Origin of the sequence: Psychrobacillus sp. FSL K6-4615, assembly GCF_038008225.1 — a bacterium.
GTDB lineage: Bacteria > Bacillota > Bacilli > Bacillales_A > Planococcaceae > Psychrobacillus > Psychrobacillus psychrotolerans.
In genome coordinates, this window is the sequence record NZ_JBBOYQ010000001.1 from 2,882,850 (window position 1) to 2,903,736 (window position 20,887).

Genomic DNA, 20,887 nt, shown 5'->3' on the forward strand with positions numbered 1-20,887 from the left:
ATGAGAGCGCCCCTTGTCCAATTTATCCAGCTATTTCTTTTTTTCGTTTGTTGTATTCTTTGAACATCAGCAAATAGATGAATCCACTCAGTAAAGCTAAAGCTGCAAGTATCGCGAATGTCCACGTAAACCCAATCCAAGCTACTAGCGGAAATACTAAGGGTGCAATTGTTCTACCAATAGTATAGCGGAGACTTGCCGCCGCAAAATATTGTCCCCTCATATCGTCAGGAGCTAATTTGGACACAAAGCTTTCCTGTAATCCAACTGTTGCTAATTCTCCTAAAGTAAAGATTGCCATCGCTATTAAGAAAACCCAGAAGTTCGCTGTCATCGGGAATATAAGCATTGCCACTGCGTATAAAAACGAAGATAGAAAAAACACCCACTTCTCCGGATATTTTGTCATCCACCTTGTAACAATTACCGTAAACAGTACTACTAATAATCCGTTTTCGGAAAGAAGAATACCAAACGAGCCTTCTCCTGTTACAGACCATTCCCTATTAAAAAGAGTACCAAGCACTTGCTTGTCGATAACCTCTTTCATATAAACTGGTATCAGCATATCCAATTGCATATAGGTTTGTCCAAGTAAAATACCTGCTATAACGAATAAGAAGAAAACCTTATCCTTTACGATTAACCCGTAAGTTTTAACCTGAGTGACAATCACCTGAGTCCAATTATTCGACCCGCTTGCCATCTTAGCCTTCATATCGTCGGGCAAAGTTTCTTCCGTTAAAAATCTAATTGCCAAACCAACGATACAGAAAATAATTCCCGAAACTAATAAAAGTATAAAACGGTGATTAAAGAATAATACCGCCCCAACTATTGGACCAATTACTACCGAAATATTTATAGACGTATAGAACACCGAAAATACAGTGCTTCGGTCTTTTTCCGGCACAACATCCGCGACAATTGCTTGACTTGCAGGATGATATAACGACCCTGCCATCCCCGCAATCGTAAAGGCTACAAAGCTTAGCATCGGTGAATCTAACCAGGGGGAGTTCGCAAACGCAAATAATATGAATGCCAACCCTTCTGCTATTGCTGAGAAAAACAGCATTGTCCGGCGACCAAATCTATCCGCACAATAGCCCCCTACTAAATTAGCCCCTACTGAAAAAACTTGCGATGCAACTAGTAAAACCCCTGCCATACTCGTACCAAATTCATCAGCAAAATAAATAGCTAAAAAGGGAAATACCATCCAAAAGCTTAAATTACTAAAAAACTCCCCAAACAAACGGACCTGTAAACTACGATCCCAATCTCTTATTCTCATTCTATATCCCCACAACTCATTGATTAATTAAACTATCCTACCACATTATTTCGATTTACGAAATAGACAATTTTATAGCTAATGAATGAGATCTGTGAGAAAATTCAGATTCCCCATAAATCTATATCCCCTGACCATAGAGGAGGTTTCGTATTATTCAACCGATTGTCCGTTGGATTCGACCGATTATTTGTGATATTCGACCGATTCTTTATGACATTCAACCGATTCTCATCCATAATCTCTCTCCAGCTCTTGCTGCTTCTATCGCTGAATTCAATGAGAGCAAATTTGTTTTAGTCGCTATATCTTTGACTATCTTTACGACATTCAAAATTTCTTGAGAAGATTGGTTTAATTTGATGATTAAGCCTGACATCGACTTCGTTTTGTCGTAAATTTCCTGTGAATGACCCGTTAAGGTTTGTATAATTTGCTTCCCATTTTCGGCCTTTTCAATCGTCCTCTGTGAGATTTCTACTCCCTTCGCTACTTCTATCTCCACATCTTTTGTAGTTCCAATTAGCTCCTCTACAGAGGTGGTGGTTTCAGTAGTTTGATATTCTAGGTTAGTAACGATACTTCCCAATGTTTCTTTTATGGCTCTTTTTATACGATCTTCTTTTTCCCCTGCTTGCTCTTCGGCATACTTATCGTAAATTTCTACAACTAATTGTTGCTCATAGTTAATTATTTTGTTTAAAGATGCTACAAATCCGATTTGTTTTTCAATTGGCAATTGAGCTAATTGTATTTTTTCCACTAAACTGTTTTGGAGCTGATAACATGCTCCTAAATAACATTTCGTTTTCAGCTGAATATGTACATGCATTTTAGCAATTTTCTTTCGTTTTTCTATGTACCCCTCGTTCAAAAATCCAGCAAACCAATCCCCAATGTGTATTATTAATGTTTGTTCTAAACGATTTCGTGAACTATGTTTATTTATAATATCGATTAATTCTTCATTTGCCATTAGGGAGTCATAGAAGTTCTTAACCGCTTCTGGAATGTGGGGCGCAAAGTATGATTCCATTTGTTAAAGGTTGGCAAGATCCTTTTCAGTGAAATCAATCAACTGCAACTGAATCAGTCTAAGTTTATCCTTAATATCGAAGTGAACATCAGGTCTATTTAACAGATTGATAGGTGAACTAATTCGTTTTTTTCTAAACATTCTATTACCTCCAAAGTGTTTAGCATTAATATCCATGCTACCAAATAGGTATTTGGTGCACAGTGACTTTTATCACGCTTTTGAATATTTAACAATTTCTTTACAAGCATAAAGCCAAAAAAACTAGAGCCTTACTACATAACACTATGTAGTAAGGCTCATTAGAGTGGTTAAATACTAATTACTGTTACCTATCCCCTATAAACACTTTCACATGTTCCGGCTATTGGTTCATAGAAACAATGTTGTTTAAATTGACCAGTAAAAGGTTGATCATACCATGTTGGAGGGCATTCGCCATATGGATTGAAATACCAAAGAGCAAATTTCGCTGGGTGGTCTCTCCAATTTTCCAAAACTCGTCTTGCTAATTTTCTTTCATTTTCTCTCGCAGGCGAATAAAATAAATTACCTTTTTGAACAGCTTCAAAAGAATAATTTCCTCCCTGCACCTGATAAATGACGTCTTCAATTGTTCTTACATCTCTAAAATCTAAACAATCTGCAACAGCACGATTAACAATTACATTCCCAATATATAACATACCTTGGTTTCCTTCGCCTTCGCCTTCTGCTCTCATCATCCTTGCCACTAAGTCAACGTCCGCATCTCGATACTTTATTCTTGGCATTTTCTCACCTCACATTATAGTATGAGAAACACTTCTTTTGTGTTTATGGATCCCAAAATAAAAAACTACGAAGGAATATCTCCTTCGCAGTAATTAAATTATTATGATTTTTTTCTTCTTGGAATCATGTTAAACACAATATTTAAAACAATTGCAGTTATACTCCCTGCCACAATCCCATTACTCGTCAAGATTTTCATGCTCGTTGGTAATTCCGCAAATAATTCAGGAACGACTGTTACTCCAAGTCCTATACCAATAGAACATGCAATAATCATTGAATTATCTTCTGTATCAGATACGACTTTACTTAACATTTTAATCCCTTGTGCCACAATCATCCCGAACATAGCAATCATCGCTCCACCTAACACAGACGCGGGAATGATTGTTGTTAGAGCAGCAATCTTTGGGATGAAACCAAGTACAATTAGCATTACCCCAGTTATATAAATAACCGTTTTCGTTTTCACCCCAGAGATTTGCATTAGCCCAACGTTTTGAGAAAACGTAGTATAAGGGAATGAGTTGAAAATACCACCTAATACTACAGCGATCCCTTCCGCACGATAACCTTTAGTTAAATCCTCTTTTTCTATCTTTTTACCAAGCATATCCCCTAAAGCAAAGTATACACCTGTCGATTCAACTAACGATACGATGGCTACTAACGTCATTGTAATAATAGGAGAGATTTCAAAAGTAGGTGTACCAAAGTAAAAAGGTTGAATCATATGGAAAAAATCTGAATCTCGCACTGGAGAAAAGTCTACTTTTCCCATAAATGCCGCTGCAATCGTTCCGCCTACAATACCTATTAATATAGAGATAGCTTTTATAAAGCCTGAAGAGAATCGGTATAACAATACGATAAATAGTAGAGTTCCAAAGGCTAATAGAATATTCGGCAAGGAACCAAAATCAGCTGCTCCTTGACCACCGCCCATATTATTAATCGCAACGGGTATTAACGTAATCCCAATAATCGTTACTACAGAGCCTGTTACAACTGGTGGGAAAAACTTCACAAGCTTCCCAAAAAAGCCACTTATTAATATAACGACTACCCCAGAAACAATAATTGCTCCATAAATAGCGGAAACCCCATAATCCCCACCTATAGCAATCATTGGTCCAACTGCTGTAAACGTACATCCTAAGACTACAGGAAGTCCGATTCCAAAAAAGCGATTACTCATAACCTGTAAGATGGTTGCCACACCACACATTAATATATCAATTGCTACTAAATATGTAAGCTGTTCTGTTGTAAGACCTATTGCTCCTCCAACTATTAAGGGTACAATTACCGCTCCTGCGTACATTGCAAGGACATGCTGAATTCCGAGCGCAGTATTTTTTAAGGCGCTATTCATCTTACAGTTTCCTCCTCAAAAAACTCAATTTTACCATTTGCCAATGATTTAATATTAGCTAGTGAATCTACTCGGATACCTTTGTCACGAATTAGCTTTCCTCCTGGCTGAAAGCCTTTTTCTATTACTATTCCAACACCTGCAGTATTTGCTTCTGCTTGATCTAAAATTTCTAAAAGCCCTAATGCCGCTTGTCCATTCGCTAAGAAGTCATCAATGATCAATACCGTGTCTTCCTTGCTTATAAAATCTTTTGAAACAGAAATATCATTTGTTTCCCCTTTAGTAAATGAGTGCACCTTAGAAGTAAATAAGTTGTCTGATAGAGTAAGTGATTTACGTTTTCTCGCGAATACTACAGGCACACCTAGTGTAAGTCCAGCAAACATAGAAGGGGCAATACCAGAAGATTCAATCGTTAGTATTTTAGTAATTCCAGCATCTTTATAACGTGCAGCAAATTCATTTCCTATTGCTTGCATTAGCACAGGATCTATTTGATGATTTAAAAAAGTATCCACTTTTAATACATTTTCTGATAATACTTTACCATTTTTAATAATTTCCTCTTGTAATAATTTCATAATTAAACATTCCCTCTCTATTTTTAATTTGGACAAACAAAAAGCCCGAATGATATTGCAACCACTCAATTATGGAGTGGAGCAATGTCATTCGAGCTAAAAAAGTCGAATAGAAATAAAATAGACTATGACAAAAATGCCATAAACTAAGTACTTCATCGCCACCCATAGTCAGCTTGTTTACGGTAAGCTGGTAGAAACTTGCAGGCCATATCCCTGCTATTATACGAGTTCTTATTATTTGAATATTTCTCATTATAGCATGCTTATCCCCGTTTTCAATTGCTCTTCAAAATGTTCAATGATTCATAAAATTCAGTCGGGATATCAAAAAAACACCCACGTTTTATGAAATCGTAGATGTTCAGGAGTGTTCAGTTTTCAATGACTTAAAACCTTGTATAAATGTTGATGGATTTTCTTGAATTTGGAAAGGAAAAACGCCTTGGTTTGTATGAAGGTATAATAGGCCGCCTCCAAACGAGAATGGTTTATGAGATACATCGTATACATGTTGTAACATAAACTGATGACGATCAGATATGAACCCATCTACTGTTAACTGAAGTTCGAACTTCTTTTCAATCTGCTTCATTTGATAATAAAAATCTATTTGCCGTTCAATCTCAATATAGCTTATAAGATATTTACTCATCTGTTGCACCTCCTATACCTCACCTATTTTAGCATGATTGAGGTAAGAATATACATTTTACAACTTTAAATCAGCTTCACAAATTCTGCTGCTTGGCTTTCTAATTTGATTGCTGCTGATGAAATATCCTTGAACTCTTCCAAAGCAGAACGTATTTCTTTCTGACTTTTTTCGATACTTGTCTGGGAATTACTATTACTAGTCGTTACTTTTTCCACTTGCTTCGCAATTCCTTCAATATTTTCACGTACTTCTACGATAGAATTCTCCACTCTGCCAGCTAATTTACGCACTTCCTGGGCCACTACATTAAACCCACGTCCGTGCTCTCCTGCCCTCGCTGCTTCTATTGCAGCGTTTAATGCAAGTAAATTCGTTTGAGCAGCTATCTCTCGAATGGTTTGTACAATTCCTCGAATCGAATCTGCTTGTCCTTGGAGGCTCTGCAAAGAAGCAGTATTTTCTTTGGAGCCAGTTGCAATTTCATCTATTCGCTGCAGCAGTTCCTCACTTCTATTAGTGCCAACTTCTGCACGCGTACTCAATTCCATGGACATTTCTTTCAGTTCTTCTGTCACGCTTAACAATATTTCATGGCGTTTTGTTACATTCGTTGCAACTTTAGTTACCCCTAAAACCTTTCCAGCAGATCCGATTATTGGCATATAAGTAGCTTCTAGCATAACACTATTACCCAGTTTACTTTTACGCTCTACTTTATCCTGAAGCGTATTTCCAGACATCAAATCTTTCCAAAGTTTTTCGTATTCTGGACTTTTTGTAAATGTGGGAAAACATAGCTCTTTATGCTGTTTTCCCATTAGTTCGCTTACGGAGTAGCCAATCTCTTTTGCAAAATTTTCATTTACATACGCAACACGACGGTCTAAATCAAATCGGATAATAGCTAAATTCTTTTCTAAAGCCTCTACCACGGTCATATCATTTACTTCTTCTGTTTGTGAATAATTCACAATCCTCAACCCCCATATTAATCTTTACATTGGTGCATAATCAGTTAGATCCAAAATAGTCTTTTCTCCTATGATTAATCTAGCTAACTCAGAGCCAACAAACGGCCCTGCGGTTAAACCAGATGCCCCTAACCCATTGGAGAAGTAAATGGACTCATAACCAGGCAATTTTCCAATTACCGGAAGAAATTCTGGCGTGTATGGTCTAAATCCTACTCGAACTTCTGAAATTTCCGCACTTCTTAATGAACTCGTGATACTAACAGCATTTTCTAAAAGCTCTTTCTTACCAGCCTCCGTCACGCTAGTATCATAACCGGTATTTTCTTCATACGTAGATCCAGCCACAACCTTACCATTATCAAATGTTAATAAATACTGATTCGTTGGGGGTAATACCACCGGCCATTCTCCAGTGTCCAACTCATTCACTTGGAAATGCATGATTTGGGCTTTTTGAAAACTAACTTTCATATCAACACCAAGCTCCTGTGGCAACTCATTGCCCCATGCACCTGCAGTTAACACGATTGCATCTGCCTCCATTGAGTGACCATTCACTAGTAAAACACCATCCGAAAATGTAGCATCACCGTTAATCACTATTGCCCCATGCTTTTTAGCCGCACTTATTAATGCATCACGCATTGCACTACCATCCACTCGTGCAGCTCCTTCCACGTACAAGGAAGTGAAGTCTTCTGAAATTAGAGGAAATCGTACTTTCGTCTCTTCTGGTGACAATATTTTCAATTCACCTATTTCAGGCGCATCTACTCTTTTCTCTAGTGCACGTTCTAACATTTTCTGTAGTTTTTTCGGATCATTTTGAAGTGCAATAGCACCTACCCGCTTATAACCTGTGGAATATTCTCCGAGAGACTCTAACTCTTCTACAAGTTGTTTATAGTAGCTTGCTCCATTTTTTACTAATGCGTACCACTTTTTATTTCTTCGTTGAGAAATCCAAGGGCAAATTATCCCAGCAGCTGCAGCCGATGCCTGCCCTTTATCGTGACGATCGATAAGGGTGACTTTCACATCTCGCTTGGCAAGATGATAAGCGGTCGATGCTCCTAGAATTCCTCCTCCGACTATAATATAAGATGACATCAATTACTCCACTCCACTATCTAAAATGGAAAACGTCCTATTTTCACAATTAATCTCTGCCATTGCGCCATATGGTAGTACAAATTTAGGTTCTGTGTGACCAAAGTTTAAATTATATAAAACTGGTAAATTTTCTAAAGAAAGTTCTTTCATAATTACTCGAATGGACTCCTTATATTCCTCATAGTACTTCTCATTTTGAGGTTTACCAAAAATTATCCCCTTTGCTTGCTGAAGGATTCCCTGAGTGCCATAATTACGTAGCCAATATTCTACATTACCAGGTGTTGGTAACTCCTCAGACGTTTCAAAAAATAATATACTGTCTTTCCAATATTCTTTTGCTGGCCAAAGTGATGTACCTTTAGCAAATTCTAATACTTCGATACATCCTCCGATTAATCTACCTTGTGCTATTCCAGAACCTTGTAATAATTCATAGCCTTTATTTGTATTCATTTTCCGTTTTTTATCTTTGTTTTCGATAATCCATTCCAATCTTTCACTTGTCCACTCAGTTGCAGGTTTTACCTCACCTATTGCACTTGCTGTAAACAATGTCTTCTTCAATGCTTCTACCGTATATTCATGCATCTCTACATTTTCCGCGAAATCCGTCAATATAGCCGGTCCATAAAAGGAGGATATCCCTGCTTTGTGACAAAATAGATGCGTGACAGTAGAGTCCGAATAGCCGATAAAAACCTTAGGATTATCTCGAATTACATCGAAGTCAATATAAGGTAATAGTCGAATACTTTCGCTGCCCCCAATATTAGAAAAGATACCTTTAATAGTAGGATCCTTGAATGCATTCATTAAATCTTCTGCACGTGCTTGTGGGTTTTCATATAAATAGTCTCCACCCTTTAAACTATTTGGCATCGCCACCACTTCCAAGCCAAACACATTACGCAATCTATCTATTCCTTGTTCATACCTCCATCGAAGATCAGGTTCACCAGCGCCACCCCACGACAAACTAATAGTCGCCACCTTGTCTCCCGCTTTTAGCATTTTTGGTTTTTTCAGCATGATTAATCCCCCTTTTTAATTCATTATAAAGGAATCTATCCTTCATGAATGACTAATATGAAAATTTTTGGGTATAAAAACAATATACATATAATCTGCAACAGAGAAGGATGTGGGCAACATGAAATGGAAAGGTAGAGCCGGTAGTTCCAACGTAGAAGACCGCAGAGGAAAAGGTGGCGGTAAGGCCATTGCCGGAGTAGGTGGAGGAATCGGACTAATCATTGTAATTATCATTACGTTACTTGGTGGAAACCCTGATGATCTAATGGGTAATCTTGGAACAACAGACCAGTCGAGCAGTGTACCCTATGAAGAATCCGAACAAGAAAAAGAGCTATCTGAATTCGTTTCCGTTATTCTAGCTGATACGGAAAAGGTATGGGCAGAAATATTTAAAGAAAACGGTATGGAATACGTGGAGCCGACTTTAGTGTTATATACGGATAGTGTCAATTCTGCATGTGGTGCAGCTGGAGCATCCGTTGGACCTTTTTACTGTCCTGGTGACCAGAAGTTATATATCGACTTAAGTTTCTATCAGGAACTACAAACGAAGTTCAATGCCCCAGGAGATTTTGCCATGGCTTATGTAATTGCCCATGAAGTTGGCCACCATGTGCAAACTTTACTCGGGACAACCGAACAAGTAATGCCTCTACAGCAGAAGCTAAGTGAAGAAGAATTCAATAAATACCTTGTCCGCTTTGAGCTTCAAGCTGATTATTTCTCTGGAGTATGGGCGAAGCATGCACAAGGTATGGGCTACTTAGAAGAAGGGGATTTAGATGAGGCACTGACCGCTGCAAGTGCAGTTGGTGATGACACACTCCAAAAACAAGCTATGGGCTATGTCGTTCCCGAAAGTTTCACACATGGTACATCTGAACAACGTAAGAGTTGGTTTTACAAAGGGTATGAAAACGGCACAATCCAGGGTGGAGACACGTTTAATAGCAAAACTCCATAACATATTCCCTTGCTTATCCCTATGCTATAATGGGATAAATAAGAAGATTGTGACAAAGGAGTTACATTGAAAATGAAGATACCTTTTACAAAAATGCATGGCTGCGGAAATGATTATATTTATATTAATTGTTTTGAGCATACTATAGATAATCCTAGTACACTAAGCCAGCAAATATCAGATCGCCATTTTGGTATTGGTGGAGATGGGATTGTATTAATATGCCCTTCCGATGAAGCTGATGCTAAGATGCGCATGTTCAATATAGATGGCAGTGAAGGTAAAATGTGCGGAAATGCTATTCGTTGTGTTGCCAAATACGTGTATGACAATAATATCATTGCAAAAGAAGTGTTAAAGATTGAGACACTTAGTGGGATTAAAACGATAGAACTTTTTATGGAAAATGGCAAAATGACTACTGCTAAAGTGGATATGGGCAAAGCTATTTTAGAACCAGCTCTTATACCAGTTCAATCGAAAGAAGAAAATCCATTAATAAACTTCCCCTTGCAAGTGGAGGACATATCCTACCATATAACAACCGTATCCATGGGGAACCCTCATTGTGTTGTATTCGTGGAGGACCCGATGTTAGTAGACTTACCACTTATTGGACCAAAATTTGAGCATCATTCTTTTTTTCCGGAGAGTGTAAATACAGAATTTATCGTAGTTAAGGACCGTAACACCCTCTATATGCGCGTATGGGAACGTGGCAGTGGAGAAACACTTGCGTGTGGAACCGGAGCTTGCGCGGCAGTTGTAGCAGCAGTCTTAAATGGATACTGTGATAAAGATTCCAATATTACTGTAAAACTTTTAGGTGGGGATTTAGTTATCCGTTACACCGATGAAGGAGTATTCATGACAGGACCTGCTGTGAGTGTGTTTGATGGAGAGATTCTAGTGTAACTATAATGGATGGAATAAAGGCTTCGCTAGTGAAAAACTAGTGAGGCCTTTTCGTTGTGAAGTGAGTTTATGGCCTATGTTTGTGAGTTTATAGACTGTTTTTTGTTTTTATGGGCTCTTGATACCGTTTTAAGGGCTATATTGCAAAGTTTATGGGCTATCTTCTATCTTATTGGTATAAATAACCAGTCTATTTAATAGACTATAATCTAGTGATATATATCTGTAATATTATTTATATTTGTCATGATAATGCCAAATTGTCGTAATATTCTCGTAATAATGTATTGGTAAGATATGCTTAGACTAAATAGCAAGGGGTAGAGTATTTGAGAAGAATTCTTGGGACACTCATCATCACAATTGCACTATTGGTTAGCGGGTCAAGCATAAGCCTAGCCGCATCTTCAACTTATACGGTTCAAAAAGGAGATACTTTGTTTAAAATTGCTAAAACACACAAAGTGTCTGTATCCACTTTAAAATCTTGGAACAATTTAAAATCCGATACGATTAAGCTCAATCAAAAATTAAAAACTTCAGCAAAAACGGCAACTGCAGCAAAGAAAAAGAAAAACCCGTCTAGATCTACAGATGATAATGTAGTGAAGGAGATTGTAGTTTCTGCAAGTGCATTCACAGCAAACTGTAACGGTTGCTCTGGTGTTACTAGCACAGGTATTAACCTCAAACGTAATCCCGATGTAAAAGTTATCGCAGTTGATCCAAAAGTAATTCCATTAGGAACTAAGGTTTATGTGGAAGGTTATGGATATGCAGTAGCTGGTGATATAGGAAGTGCGATCAAAGGAAATAAAATTGACGTGTTTTTTTCCTCCAAAAGCGAAGCCTATAAATGGGGACGTAAAAATGTAAATGTTAAAATCTTAGAATAAAATATACAACCAACTTTCAACTAGAAAGTTGGTTTTTTGATATAACAAATATTATTCCTCTGCATATTTCTTCATAGTACGATTGCGCATGTGGCACAAAATTTGTCTTTCCAACTATTTCATGAATCGGGCTTGTTGTTCCATCGTCCTCTACTCTGAAACCAATGATTTCTAGTTCCTCTAATTCACCCTTCCATAAGCTTACAAATTGAGAAATCTCGGCTCGCACAATCCCAGATACTTCCTCTGCCTGTAACGTAAATTGGTCCCAATCCAGTGAACAATCATATATAAATACATGTGCTAGCTCATTATCTATTAAATCAGCCGTTGTAACTGAATACTTCAGCACACCCAGTGAATACAATTCCTCAAAAACGACATCGATTCCAAGCTCCTCTTTTACCTCGCGTATTCCATCAAAGACAGTTTCACTTTCCAACAAATGACCTGCAGCAGTAATATCCAATAAGCCTGGATAATCCTTCTTTAAGTTACTGCGTAATTGTAAGTAAACATATTGTTTTCCTTCATGGTTACCAATGAACCAACATTGAAATGTTTCATGCCATAAACCGAGTCGATGGATTTCCTCTCGGGACTTCACTCCTATTGGGTTATGTTTATCATCAAATACCTTTAGTAACTCCTGCTCCATCTGAATCCCTCATCATTTTTTTATTTTCAATCAGCTTTATGAAATTAGTCAATTTATCCAACAAAATTAAACAAGATCTTTATATGCAACTATTGAATCCATTCCATTACAAATAGTTTTTGTTCTTTCACATTTGAAATTACAAGGATATAGCTATTATCTTCCTCTAGTTTATAAAAGTATTTATCATTATTATCGTAAGTCACGGGATTCTCTTGAAATAACACATTAAGGTTCTGCGTATCCTTATTGATACTAACCACATCTTTTTGAAATGTTTTAAGGTGTCTTGAAACAGTATCAAAGGATTCTTCATTAATAGGAATCCAACCATCTTTCTCCTTTAACTTCTTTTCAATATACCTATACTTAAGGACATGAAAGGTTTCCCCCTCATTCGGAAACTCATTCCTTGTATGAAATACTGTTTCTATCTTATTTGTTATAGGTGCCGCAAATCCCCAATTCAATTTCCATTCAATAGATTTGGAAATATAGTTCCAGTTAACTATTACAGACCCTACCAATAAAAGTGGAATGGCAATCCATATTATTATTTTATTTTGCATAAAAAAATCCCTTTAGAACGGAGTGAAAATAGCATTTATACAATCTCTCCCCAAATTCATTATTTATTCCTAAATCATAGGTATCATCAATAGCAATTTCTATACCATTGACATCAATTGACTTCTCATTCACATGAATACTACTTAACGTTGGGCTTAATACACGATTCAAAAATAAGATGCTAAACAACATAATGATTGAAAAAAGCAATAATACAATCTTTGTTAGCTTAGTCATTTTAATCATCGCCTTCCTAAAATCATTAATATTAATGATTCTATACAAATATTTCACCTATTTTGAGGACGTAATACACACTTCATAAGTTTGAATTTCCTAGTTCTGCAGATGTGAGTGTTTTATTTTAGGTAATATTGTTATTAGTTCAATTAAGTCATCTATTACCAGATCAGCCTGCGCGAGCTCATCTTCTTGTGCAAAATCGAAATTACATCCAATTGCAATTAAACTATTATCCTTAGCCGCATTTATATCAGATAGACGGTCTCCGATTACTGCTGCTTTTTTTATATCATATTTCTTTAAAATAGCTTTAACTAAATCTCCTTTATCTAGCGACTGTATTTGTTGAATACTAAAAGTTTCAGTAACCCAATTATCTAAATTATAATAATTTACTATTGCTTTTAAGTACTCTGTTAACCCATTACTCGCTATGTAAATGGAACAATTATTCTCTTTTAAATAACTGAAAACTTCTTTTACATTAGGATATAAAGCCCCTTTTCCACTTCTTATGTTTTTAACTAACATTTCCAGAAAGTAGGCATCAGTCTGTTCTCTGTCTACCTTGGAGTGATTGGGTAACAAAGCTTCCCATACTTTTGGTAAAGGTACGCCCATAATTTCACGATATTTATCAATAGGGGTTACTGTATCCCATTTATTTAATGACCGTAAATGATTAAATGTATCATCTAGAGATATTTCTAAAATTTTATCTGTTTGAAATAGAGTTCCATCCATATCAAAAATCAGTGATTGTAACATTATTTCCTTCCTTCTTTCCATAATAGAATAGCTACCAAATTGCTACAGAATGACTATTAAATTCCTGTTGAACTAAACTTCGCCGGTAGTTCAACAAGAAAAGGCTTTACTCCTTCTTGAAGTAAAGCAACCAATAGCTCAATTAGTTAGTGTCAAGTAATAGTACTTTGTATCTTGTAATAAACTAATTAAATCAAATGATGCTTGGAAGGCAATATATATTGCAATACCAGCAAATATAGATATAATAATTCCGCTATCTTTAAGTATTTTTCTATCTTTCTTAAAGAGGATAACCGTTGTGATAATTACGATTAAAAAGTATGATAACGATGTAATTAGTTTTACTAATACTAATTTACTATCGTTTACAGCATCCATAAAATTTATTAAATCCTTTTTATTGGCATCACTCTCTTTAATAATAGATATATCTCCTTTGTATCCAATCTTCCAAGAAAATTTATTGTTTTGTTCTTTTGTTACGGTGTACTCATAACCAAAAGCTTTTCCTTCACCAATAACCCCTAAATATTACTGTGTGTCCTCTTCAGCTTGAGAACAAGCAGATAAGATTAAGGTGAAGCTAAATAAAATTAGCAGTATACATTTTTTCAATTGAATTCCTCCGTCTGTTAGCCAATTCATTACAGCCTTGTTCTGTTAAAGCACGGCGGTATTTCAATAAGAGCCTAAAAATTCTGTTTGAAGTTCTGTCTCTATAACCTTAGTTTCGAAGGAAACACTATACGCCTTAGCGTTAGGCCGAGAGCTTACTATTTTACTAATTCCTTGTTCCTTGTAATGAATAGCAACCCCATCATCTGTCGCAATGCCTGATTTTATTTTTTTTGATTCCATAAGTTTGTGATATGCTGCTCTTCTTTCTATTTCTCCATCGTAATGCGGACAATTACTCCCGTTTAAAAAACCCAAGCATTTTATTGGTTCAAGTCCATCCCCATACGAGTCAGTAATCCCTTCTTCAAACCAACAAATGGAACCTGCACTTAACCCTGCCAAAATAACGCCGTGATTCCACGCTTTTCTTAAAATGTCATCTAAACTCCATTCTTTCCACAAGACTAAAAGGTTTTTAGTATTTCCTCCACCAACATAAAGTATGTCTTTCTCTAAAATAAAGCTCTCCAGATCCCTTGTCGGAGGTGCAAATAATGATAAATGGGATGGTTTACAATCTTGTTGGTTAAAAAAGTTATAATACCTTGATATATAACTATCAGAATCCCCACTTGCAGTAGGGATAATGCAAATTTGTGGATTAACTTTCTTTGCTTGTTCCAATATATACAAATCTAACAAGGGATTATCTGGTTCCATCGAAAAGCCACCACCACCAAGAGCAATTATTTGTCTCATCCACATGCTCCTTTCAGAAAAAAGTAATAGTAATTAGTTCTACAAATAATAGATAATCCCTTCTTCAATACCGGCACCTAAAGTACAAAAAGGCTATATTAAGGGCTCGGATTGATTTTAATGAATAAGGAATGGGTTTCCCGTTCTGATACCTATGTTAATATAAATGTTAGATTGTGAAAGCGTTCACTTAAACTAAAGGGGCAGTTTAGTTTAATAAGAAAAAAATACATGTATGAATCAAGGCGATATATCGTTAAGCTTATAGAGGTAAAGAATTATATGGAAACTGAAAGATGGGGAGAATTAAAACGATGCTTGATTTGATAATAAATTCTAAAAGACGTTATGAAAATTTTATAAAAAGAGTTTCGGAAAATAAAGTGGTTTGGGGTTTAGAAAATGAAGATGGATGGTGTGTTTGCGAATCTAATGAATATGAAGATACTGTTGTTATGTTGTTTTGGTCAGATGAGGCATATGCACGACAATGTGCAGTAGATGGTTGGTCACATTATAAGCCGTCATCGATACCTTTGGAAATTTTTATGAATACTTGGTTGAACGGAATGAATGAAGATGGTCTTTTAGTTGGTGCGAACTGGAATGCGAAGTTAATTGGGGTAGAAGTAGAACCATTTGATTTACTTGAAGAAATTATAGGAATATTAGAAAAATAATATATTCTTATTCAACTAACGGGTGCTTTACTTCAAGAAGGAGTAAAGCCTTTTTTCTTATTAAACTAAAGCAGCAATTTAGTTGAATAAGAGTTAGGATGACTACATATAAACAAAATTTTCGCAATAAACAAAGCGGAGGTAAATATATGTTAGTTTGGTGTGTGGAGGTTAGACAAATGATAATAATTTTTTTCTTAAAAAATATACTTTTTATCGTCTTTATTGTCTTTTTAATACTTGCATTAATTGAACTAATAAAAGTGTGTATTTGGCTTAATAAAAAGAAAGAAAAAATGATAAGAGCGGATGAGTACTACCTTAATTCATTTAGACTTTATCGTTATTTTGCTATAATGTCGCTCTCAGGTTTTTTATTAGAAATTTTAAAGAGTATTTTGTGAAATGTTCTTATTGAACTAATGAGGTGCTTTACTTTTAGAAGGAGTAAAGCCTTTTTCTTATCAAACTAACGCGGCAGGGTAGTTGAATAACAATTGGAAGAGGAGGCGTTCGTATGCAAATTTTCTTATGCTTTTTATCCTTGTTTGTTTTAAATGGTCTAGTATTGGGTTCTATGGAAAGTGATTTATTAATTGATATTTTTGGTAACGCAGGTAAAGATATTTCAATTGCTTTTGGAATACTCTTAATCTATTTGATACGGAATCATTATAAAGCGATAAACGGAATAGTTTTTGGTTTGTTATTTTTTTCAAGTGTTTTTACTTATATAGGACTTATTATCTTTTTTGTTGATTAAAGATGATAAAAGTTAATTTATCTTTACTTGTTATATTGTGAAAAATTACACTTAAACTAACGGGTGCTTTACTTCAAGAAGAAGTAAAGCCTTTTTTCTTATTGAACTAACGCAGCAGGGTAGTTGAATAAGGATTTCAGAATGTGATTGTATCTGCAAGGAGGAAATGTTCAGTATGTTCTGTGAAGCCAGTTGAAATAAATTTGAGCCTAAAAAGCCTGTTGCACCTAGAATTATTATTCTCATATAACCATCATCCTTATTAGTTTGTTTATCAAATATTCGCCATTAGTTTATTGTTTTCCTTGTTTAATGTTGTTCAAGAATCGGGTAGGAGGGAAGAATTAGCTTACAGCCTCTCACACCACTGTATGTGCGGATTTATTCTTTAAGCAACAGGATCTCTGAAAGCAAAAAGAGCACGAAACCCTTTACTAAAATGGGTTCATGCTCTTTTGCTAGTGTAAATATTGAAATTGTATTAAATTATCGGAATTGTTTCTGACACAGGGACGCATCACTGGATAATAACTTCACTTCCATCCACTTTATAGGTTTTGATCGCATGTTTTGGGAATTTTGAAGAATATAATGATTCGGTCGTAACCACTACTATTCGTCCATTTTGATAAAATAGATCATCGATGTAACCACTCAGTGGATAGCTCTTCACTCTTTCCATTGTTTTATAATTGTAGACCTCTAGATTTTTTCTATTGGCTGTATAGAATAATCCACCCTCCAGATTAAAGGTAATCTCATCAAAAGGCGTATATAGTTTTGTAAAATACGTCATATTCATTGCCTTCGAATCGGAAGCAATCATAACGACTCCAGAGCCGTTAAAAATATATTTTCCATCAGGTGAAATACTTATATTTGTACGAAGATCATAATCACCGTGGTAAGGTGAATCGTATCCTTTTTTTATCTTACCATCTTCAATAAAATGGGTTTCCACATCTCTAGGACTAACAGTCGTATCAACAGAATAAATTCTATTCAAGCTTGGATGCATTTCTATATAACTCTCATCATCTGTATAACTGATTTTAGAGGTTTCCAATAACGTTTCTCTTGAATACCCTTGGATATTCCCCACTTGACTTGCCCCACTTGCTACATAAATGGTCTGATCATCTGCCAGAATGTCATATGGATTTGATTGAATATTAAATTGCTCCGTTAACATAAAATTAGCAGTATTAATTATTGCAACAGCCCCTTCCTGGTCTTGCAATTCCCCATAAGGACTACGTGGTCCTTTTAATAAAGCAACATATAGCTCATTATTATGTAGATATAATGTTTGGGGAACTAGATTCATGGGAAGTCGTCGAATATTACCTGTCATATAGTTAATCTCTAGAACATCTTTATTTTCGTTTAGCGTATAAATAATTGGCTCTGTTGGGTGTATTACCGTTTCCCGAATTAAATCTGTTAAATAGAAGAACTCATTAAAATCTAAGAGACTAACACCTGGAATAGTCTTTTTAATCTGATTAAGTTTAGTGATTAGTAGATTTTTAGCGTTTTCATCTTGTAGATTATTAACAGTCGCTTCAATTTGTTTAACCGTTAGAAGTAGTTCTTCTTTTGTTTTGTTCTTAGCAATAGAGGACTGAAGCTGATCCAATTCCATTTTTGCGCTTATTGCATGCATAGTGGTTTGTCTAGCTTTTTCTCCTGGTGTTTTGTATTTGTCTAATATTGCCTCTCTAGTTGACTTTCCATAAACACGATAGAGTAATATCGCTTGTTTACGAATCTCACTAGACAAATCATGGTAAGCCTTTTCCGTTTGCTCACTTAATGGATTGAAACCATATGCAAAATCCAAGTCACCTTTTTTTACAAGGATTTTATTACCAGACTTTAGTGCGTCGATATAAGCCATAGATCTATTTAAATGGATATCTACATTGCTTTCCATTCTTTTGGTTAATATCGTTTTTTCCTGTGTAGGCAATGTGTTAATCGCATTGTACGCTAATTGTCTAGCACGCTTGGTGTCGTTATAAAAGTTCATATTAGGTAATGTCACGGGATCTGAATACTTGATCTTTCGATTTTCTAAAGAAACTTCCCACTTTAAAACGGTGGCAGCGTTCTCTGCTTTTTTAACAAGCTTTTCTGCATCTGATACGGTAGCTGCGTTACTATTAGTAGGGACAATCAGAATAACAGCTGCTAAAAGGAGGATTCTCCATATAAACTTCCACTTCTTCACTTACTTTCGCTCCTTATCTAATTGTAAATTTTCAAAATCTTACCTATTTAGTCTAAGAGATTAATAAAGATAAGTATATTGGTAAAATATTCTACAGTCAGCAAAAAAGAACGCCCAACACTGAATTAGGTGGACGTTGCTTTTAGGACGACTCAAAGCTCGGTGACTTTACTACCTTCGACCTTATACATTTTTATAGCATATGTGGGAAGCTTGGTAGAGTATAATTCTTCGATAGTAACAACTATCAATTTCCCGTCTTGATAGAAAATATGTTGAATATTTCCGCTCAATGCATGACTCGTTACTTTTTCCATTGTTGCGTAATTATAGACTTCTAGATTGTTTTTATTACTTGTATAAAAGAATCCTTCATTTAGGTTGTAAGTGATTTGCTCAAAGGAGGTAGGTAATTTTGTTAGATACTTCATGTTTATCTGTGAATGATCAGAAGATGCCATAATTACACCAGAACCGTTAAAGATGTATTTTCCATCAGGAGAAATACTCATATTTTTCTGGAGTCTATAATTTCCCTGGTATGCAGTGTCGTAGCCAGGAGTTAATTTACCATCTACCACTAAATGCGTCTTGACTATTCTTGGACTTAGCGTCGTATCAATAGAATAAATTCTTTCAAAGCTTGGATGCATCTCTATATAACTTTCTGAATACACATGGCCCTCAGATGTTTCCAGTAACGTTTCTCTAGAATACCCTTGGATAGTTGTCCATTGACCAGAGCCACTTGATACGTAAATAGACTTGTCATCTGCCACAATATCAAACGGGTCGATATTCGTATCAAACTGTTCTGCTAATGTAAAACTGTTGGTATCAATAATAGCAATAGCACCTTCTTGATCATAACGAAAAGGACTATGTATCCCTTTTAAAAGACCAACATATAACTCATTGTTCTGATAGTAGATCGTTTGAGTTTCTAAGTTCATCGAAAGTCGCTTCGTTTCACCCGTTTCAAAGTTGATAGCTAGAACATCCTTCTTTTCATTCAGAGCATAAATAATTGGTTGGGACGGATGAATAACGACCTCTCTAACTAGATCAGATAAAAAGAAGAACTCATCTTTAACAGGCATATCCTTTTCTAAAATGCTCTTTTTAGCTTCATCTAATTGAGTTTGTAAGAGGGCTCTAGCTTTTTCATCCTCCACTTTACGGATATTCACTTCTATTTGCTGAACGGAAAAAAGCAACTCTTCTTTAGCTATACCATTCGCAATAGCTTGCTGAAGCTTTTCCATTTCAAGTTTTGAGCTTATTACATGGATGGCAGATTGTCTGGCTTTTTCACCTGGACTTTTGTATTTGTCTAAAATCGCATCTCTAGTTGACTTGCCGTATACACGATATAGTAAAATCGCTTGCTTTCTAATCTCACTAGATAAATAGTGATACGCTTTTTCAGTTGCAGCACTAAAAGGATCTAATTTATATGAACTATTTAGCGCATCTGTTTTTACTAGAATTTTCTTACCAGACTGTATAGCATCTATATAAGCCATAGACCTAGTCAGATGAATATCAACATTGCTAGCCAATCGAGCGCTTAGTATGTTTTTTTCTTGAGTAGACAGATTTTTAGTGGCTTCGTCCGCTAACTGCTTTGCACGTTTTGTATCATTGTATAATTTCATATTCGGCGATGTGATGGGATCAGCGTATTTAAGTTTCCGATACTCTAAAGAAATTTCCCATTTTAACATGGATGCAGCATTCTCTGCTTTTTGAACTAGCTTTTCCGCCTCAGAAAAGGAACTAGCCTTGCCTGTACTAGGCATTATCATAAATCCAAGGATTAATATACTAACTGACACAAATAAATACCATTTATTCACTTACTTATTCTCCTTATCCCGATGGAAATTTTGAAAAACTTTCTCACCTATTCTATAAGAAATACTATAGGGTGTATATTGGCAAAAAGTTCTAGTTCTCTTAGGATCA

At 35.8% G+C, this 20,887-nt stretch carries 22 protein-coding genes, 1 pseudogene and 1 riboswitch; of the genes and pseudogenes, 6 read left to right on the forward strand and 17 right to left on the reverse strand.

Going from position 1 to position 20,887, the window contains the following annotated elements:
• Positions 1-22: 22 nt before the first annotated feature.
• The 10 genes and pseudogenes from MKX53_RS14475 to MKX53_RS14515 all read right to left on the reverse strand — a co-directional run bounded on the left by MKX53_RS14475 (position 23) and on the right by MKX53_RS14515 (position 8,843).
• Positions 23-1,297, reverse strand: coding sequence for an MDR family MFS transporter (locus MKX53_RS14475; protein ID WP_340912123.1), 1,275 nt, complete (start codon positions 1,295-1,297; stop codon positions 23-25).
• A 220-nt stretch (positions 1,298-1,517) separates the two neighbouring features.
• A complete protein-coding gene (locus MKX53_RS14480; RefSeq protein ID WP_340912124.1) occupies positions 1,518-2,333 on the reverse strand; it encodes a globin-coupled sensor protein in 816 nt (271 codons plus the stop codon).
• 332 nt (positions 2,334-2,665) lie between these two features.
• Positions 2,666-3,106: a cell wall hydrolase gene (locus MKX53_RS14485; RefSeq protein WP_093538128.1), complete on the reverse strand. Its 441-nt coding sequence runs from the start codon at positions 3,104-3,106 to the stop codon at positions 2,666-2,668.
• 101 nt (positions 3,107-3,207) lie between these two features.
• Positions 3,208-4,482, reverse strand: coding sequence for a nucleobase:cation symporter-2 family protein (locus MKX53_RS14490; RefSeq protein ID WP_340912126.1), 1,275 nt, complete (start codon positions 4,480-4,482; stop codon positions 3,208-3,210).
• Entirely contained in the window at positions 4,479-5,066 is a 588-nt protein-coding gene (locus MKX53_RS14495) for a xanthine phosphoribosyltransferase (protein ID WP_340912130.1), read from the reverse strand. Before MKX53_RS14495 ends, MKX53_RS14490 begins: the two co-directional genes overlap by 4 nt.
• Positions 5,067-5,214: 148 nt before the next feature.
• Positions 5,215-5,316, reverse strand: a riboswitch (purine riboswitch).
• Positions 5,317-5,430: 114 nt separating this feature from the next.
• Entirely contained in the window at positions 5,431-5,721 is a 291-nt protein-coding gene (locus MKX53_RS14500; RefSeq protein ID WP_093538125.1) for a hypothetical protein, read from the reverse strand.
• Positions 5,722-5,786: 65 nt separating this feature from the next.
• Positions 5,787-6,278 (reverse strand): methyl-accepting chemotaxis protein, encoded by a 492-nt coding sequence (locus tag MKX53_RS19735; RefSeq protein WP_411747672.1) that lies wholly within the window; start codon positions 6,276-6,278, stop codon positions 5,787-5,789.
• 45 nt (positions 6,279-6,323) lie between these two features.
• Positions 6,324-6,662 (reverse strand): annotated as a pseudogene (locus MKX53_RS19740) (PAS domain S-box protein); the annotation flags it as partial.
• A gap of 57 nt (positions 6,663-6,719) precedes the next feature.
• On the reverse strand, positions 6,720-7,808 hold the full coding sequence (locus MKX53_RS14510) for an NAD(P)/FAD-dependent oxidoreductase (protein WP_340912132.1): 1,089 nt from the start codon (positions 7,806-7,808) through the stop codon (positions 6,720-6,722).
• 3 nt (positions 7,809-7,811) lie between these two features.
• Complete coding sequence (locus tag MKX53_RS14515; RefSeq protein ID WP_340912133.1) at positions 7,812-8,843, reverse strand: S66 family peptidase; 1,032 nt, start codon at positions 8,841-8,843, stop codon at positions 7,812-7,814.
• Between the two features lie 121 nt (positions 8,844-8,964).
• Between MKX53_RS14515 and ypfJ the strand changes: the two genes are divergently transcribed.
• The 3 genes from ypfJ (at position 8,965) to MKX53_RS14530 (ending at position 11,624) form a co-directional block, all read left to right on the forward strand.
• Positions 8,965-9,813: a KPN_02809 family neutral zinc metallopeptidase gene (gene ypfJ, locus MKX53_RS14520; protein ID WP_340912136.1), complete on the forward strand. Its 849-nt coding sequence runs from the start codon at positions 8,965-8,967 to the stop codon at positions 9,811-9,813.
• Between the two features lie 72 nt (positions 9,814-9,885).
• The gene (gene dapF, locus MKX53_RS14525; protein ID WP_340912140.1) at positions 9,886-10,728 is read left to right on the forward strand and encodes a diaminopimelate epimerase; all 843 of its coding nucleotides are present in this window, start codon (positions 9,886-9,888) and stop codon (positions 10,726-10,728) included.
• A 329-nt stretch (positions 10,729-11,057) separates the two neighbouring features.
• A complete protein-coding gene (locus MKX53_RS14530) occupies positions 11,058-11,624 on the forward strand; it encodes a 3D domain-containing protein (protein ID WP_093538121.1) in 567 nt (188 codons plus the stop codon).
• A 16-nt stretch (positions 11,625-11,640) separates the two neighbouring features.
• Here MKX53_RS14530 and MKX53_RS14535 read toward each other — a convergent pair whose 3' ends face one another.
• The 5 genes from MKX53_RS14535 to MKX53_RS14555 all read right to left on the reverse strand — a co-directional run bounded on the left by MKX53_RS14535 (position 11,641) and on the right by MKX53_RS14555 (position 15,243).
• Complete coding sequence (locus MKX53_RS14535) at positions 11,641-12,282, reverse strand: NUDIX hydrolase (RefSeq protein WP_340912144.1); 642 nt, start codon at positions 12,280-12,282, stop codon at positions 11,641-11,643.
• 89 nt (positions 12,283-12,371) lie between these two features.
• Positions 12,372-12,851 (reverse strand): hypothetical protein, encoded by a 480-nt coding sequence (locus MKX53_RS14540; RefSeq protein ID WP_340912145.1) that lies wholly within the window; start codon positions 12,849-12,851, stop codon positions 12,372-12,374.
• Entirely contained in the window at positions 12,841-13,137 is a 297-nt protein-coding gene (locus MKX53_RS14545; protein ID WP_340912147.1) for a hypothetical protein, read from the reverse strand. Before MKX53_RS14545 ends, MKX53_RS14540 begins: the two co-directional genes overlap by 11 nt.
• A gap of 51 nt (positions 13,138-13,188) precedes the next feature.
• Complete coding sequence (locus MKX53_RS14550; protein WP_340912148.1) at positions 13,189-13,863, reverse strand: HAD family hydrolase; 675 nt, start codon at positions 13,861-13,863, stop codon at positions 13,189-13,191.
• 681 nt (positions 13,864-14,544) lie between these two features.
• Positions 14,545-15,243 carry a Type 1 glutamine amidotransferase-like domain-containing protein gene (locus MKX53_RS14555; RefSeq protein WP_340912151.1) on the reverse strand — a complete coding sequence of 233 codons (699 nt, stop codon included), beginning with the start codon at positions 15,241-15,243 and terminating at the stop codon, positions 14,545-14,547.
• Between the two features lie 296 nt (positions 15,244-15,539).
• Between MKX53_RS14555 and MKX53_RS14560 the strand changes: the two genes are divergently transcribed.
• The 3 genes from MKX53_RS14560 (at position 15,540) to MKX53_RS14570 (ending at position 16,686) form a co-directional block, all read left to right on the forward strand.
• A complete protein-coding gene (locus tag MKX53_RS14560) occupies positions 15,540-15,923 on the forward strand; it encodes a DUF2750 domain-containing protein (protein ID WP_340911809.1) in 384 nt (127 codons plus the stop codon).
• A 179-nt stretch (positions 15,924-16,102) separates the two neighbouring features.
• Positions 16,103-16,327, forward strand: coding sequence for a hypothetical protein (locus tag MKX53_RS14565; protein ID WP_340912153.1), 225 nt, complete (start codon positions 16,103-16,105; stop codon positions 16,325-16,327).
• A 113-nt stretch (positions 16,328-16,440) separates the two neighbouring features.
• A complete protein-coding gene (locus MKX53_RS14570) occupies positions 16,441-16,686 on the forward strand; it encodes a hypothetical protein (protein WP_340763407.1) in 246 nt (81 codons plus the stop codon).
• Between the two features lie 517 nt (positions 16,687-17,203).
• Here the strand turns inward: MKX53_RS14570 and MKX53_RS14575 are convergent.
• Complete coding sequence (locus MKX53_RS14575; RefSeq protein WP_340763408.1) at positions 17,204-18,919, reverse strand: hypothetical protein; 1,716 nt, start codon at positions 18,917-18,919, stop codon at positions 17,204-17,206.
• 152 nt (positions 18,920-19,071) lie between these two features.
• Positions 19,072-20,778: a hypothetical protein gene (locus MKX53_RS14580; protein WP_340912154.1), complete on the reverse strand. Its 1,707-nt coding sequence runs from the start codon at positions 20,776-20,778 to the stop codon at positions 19,072-19,074.
• Positions 20,779-20,887 lie beyond the last annotated feature (109 nt).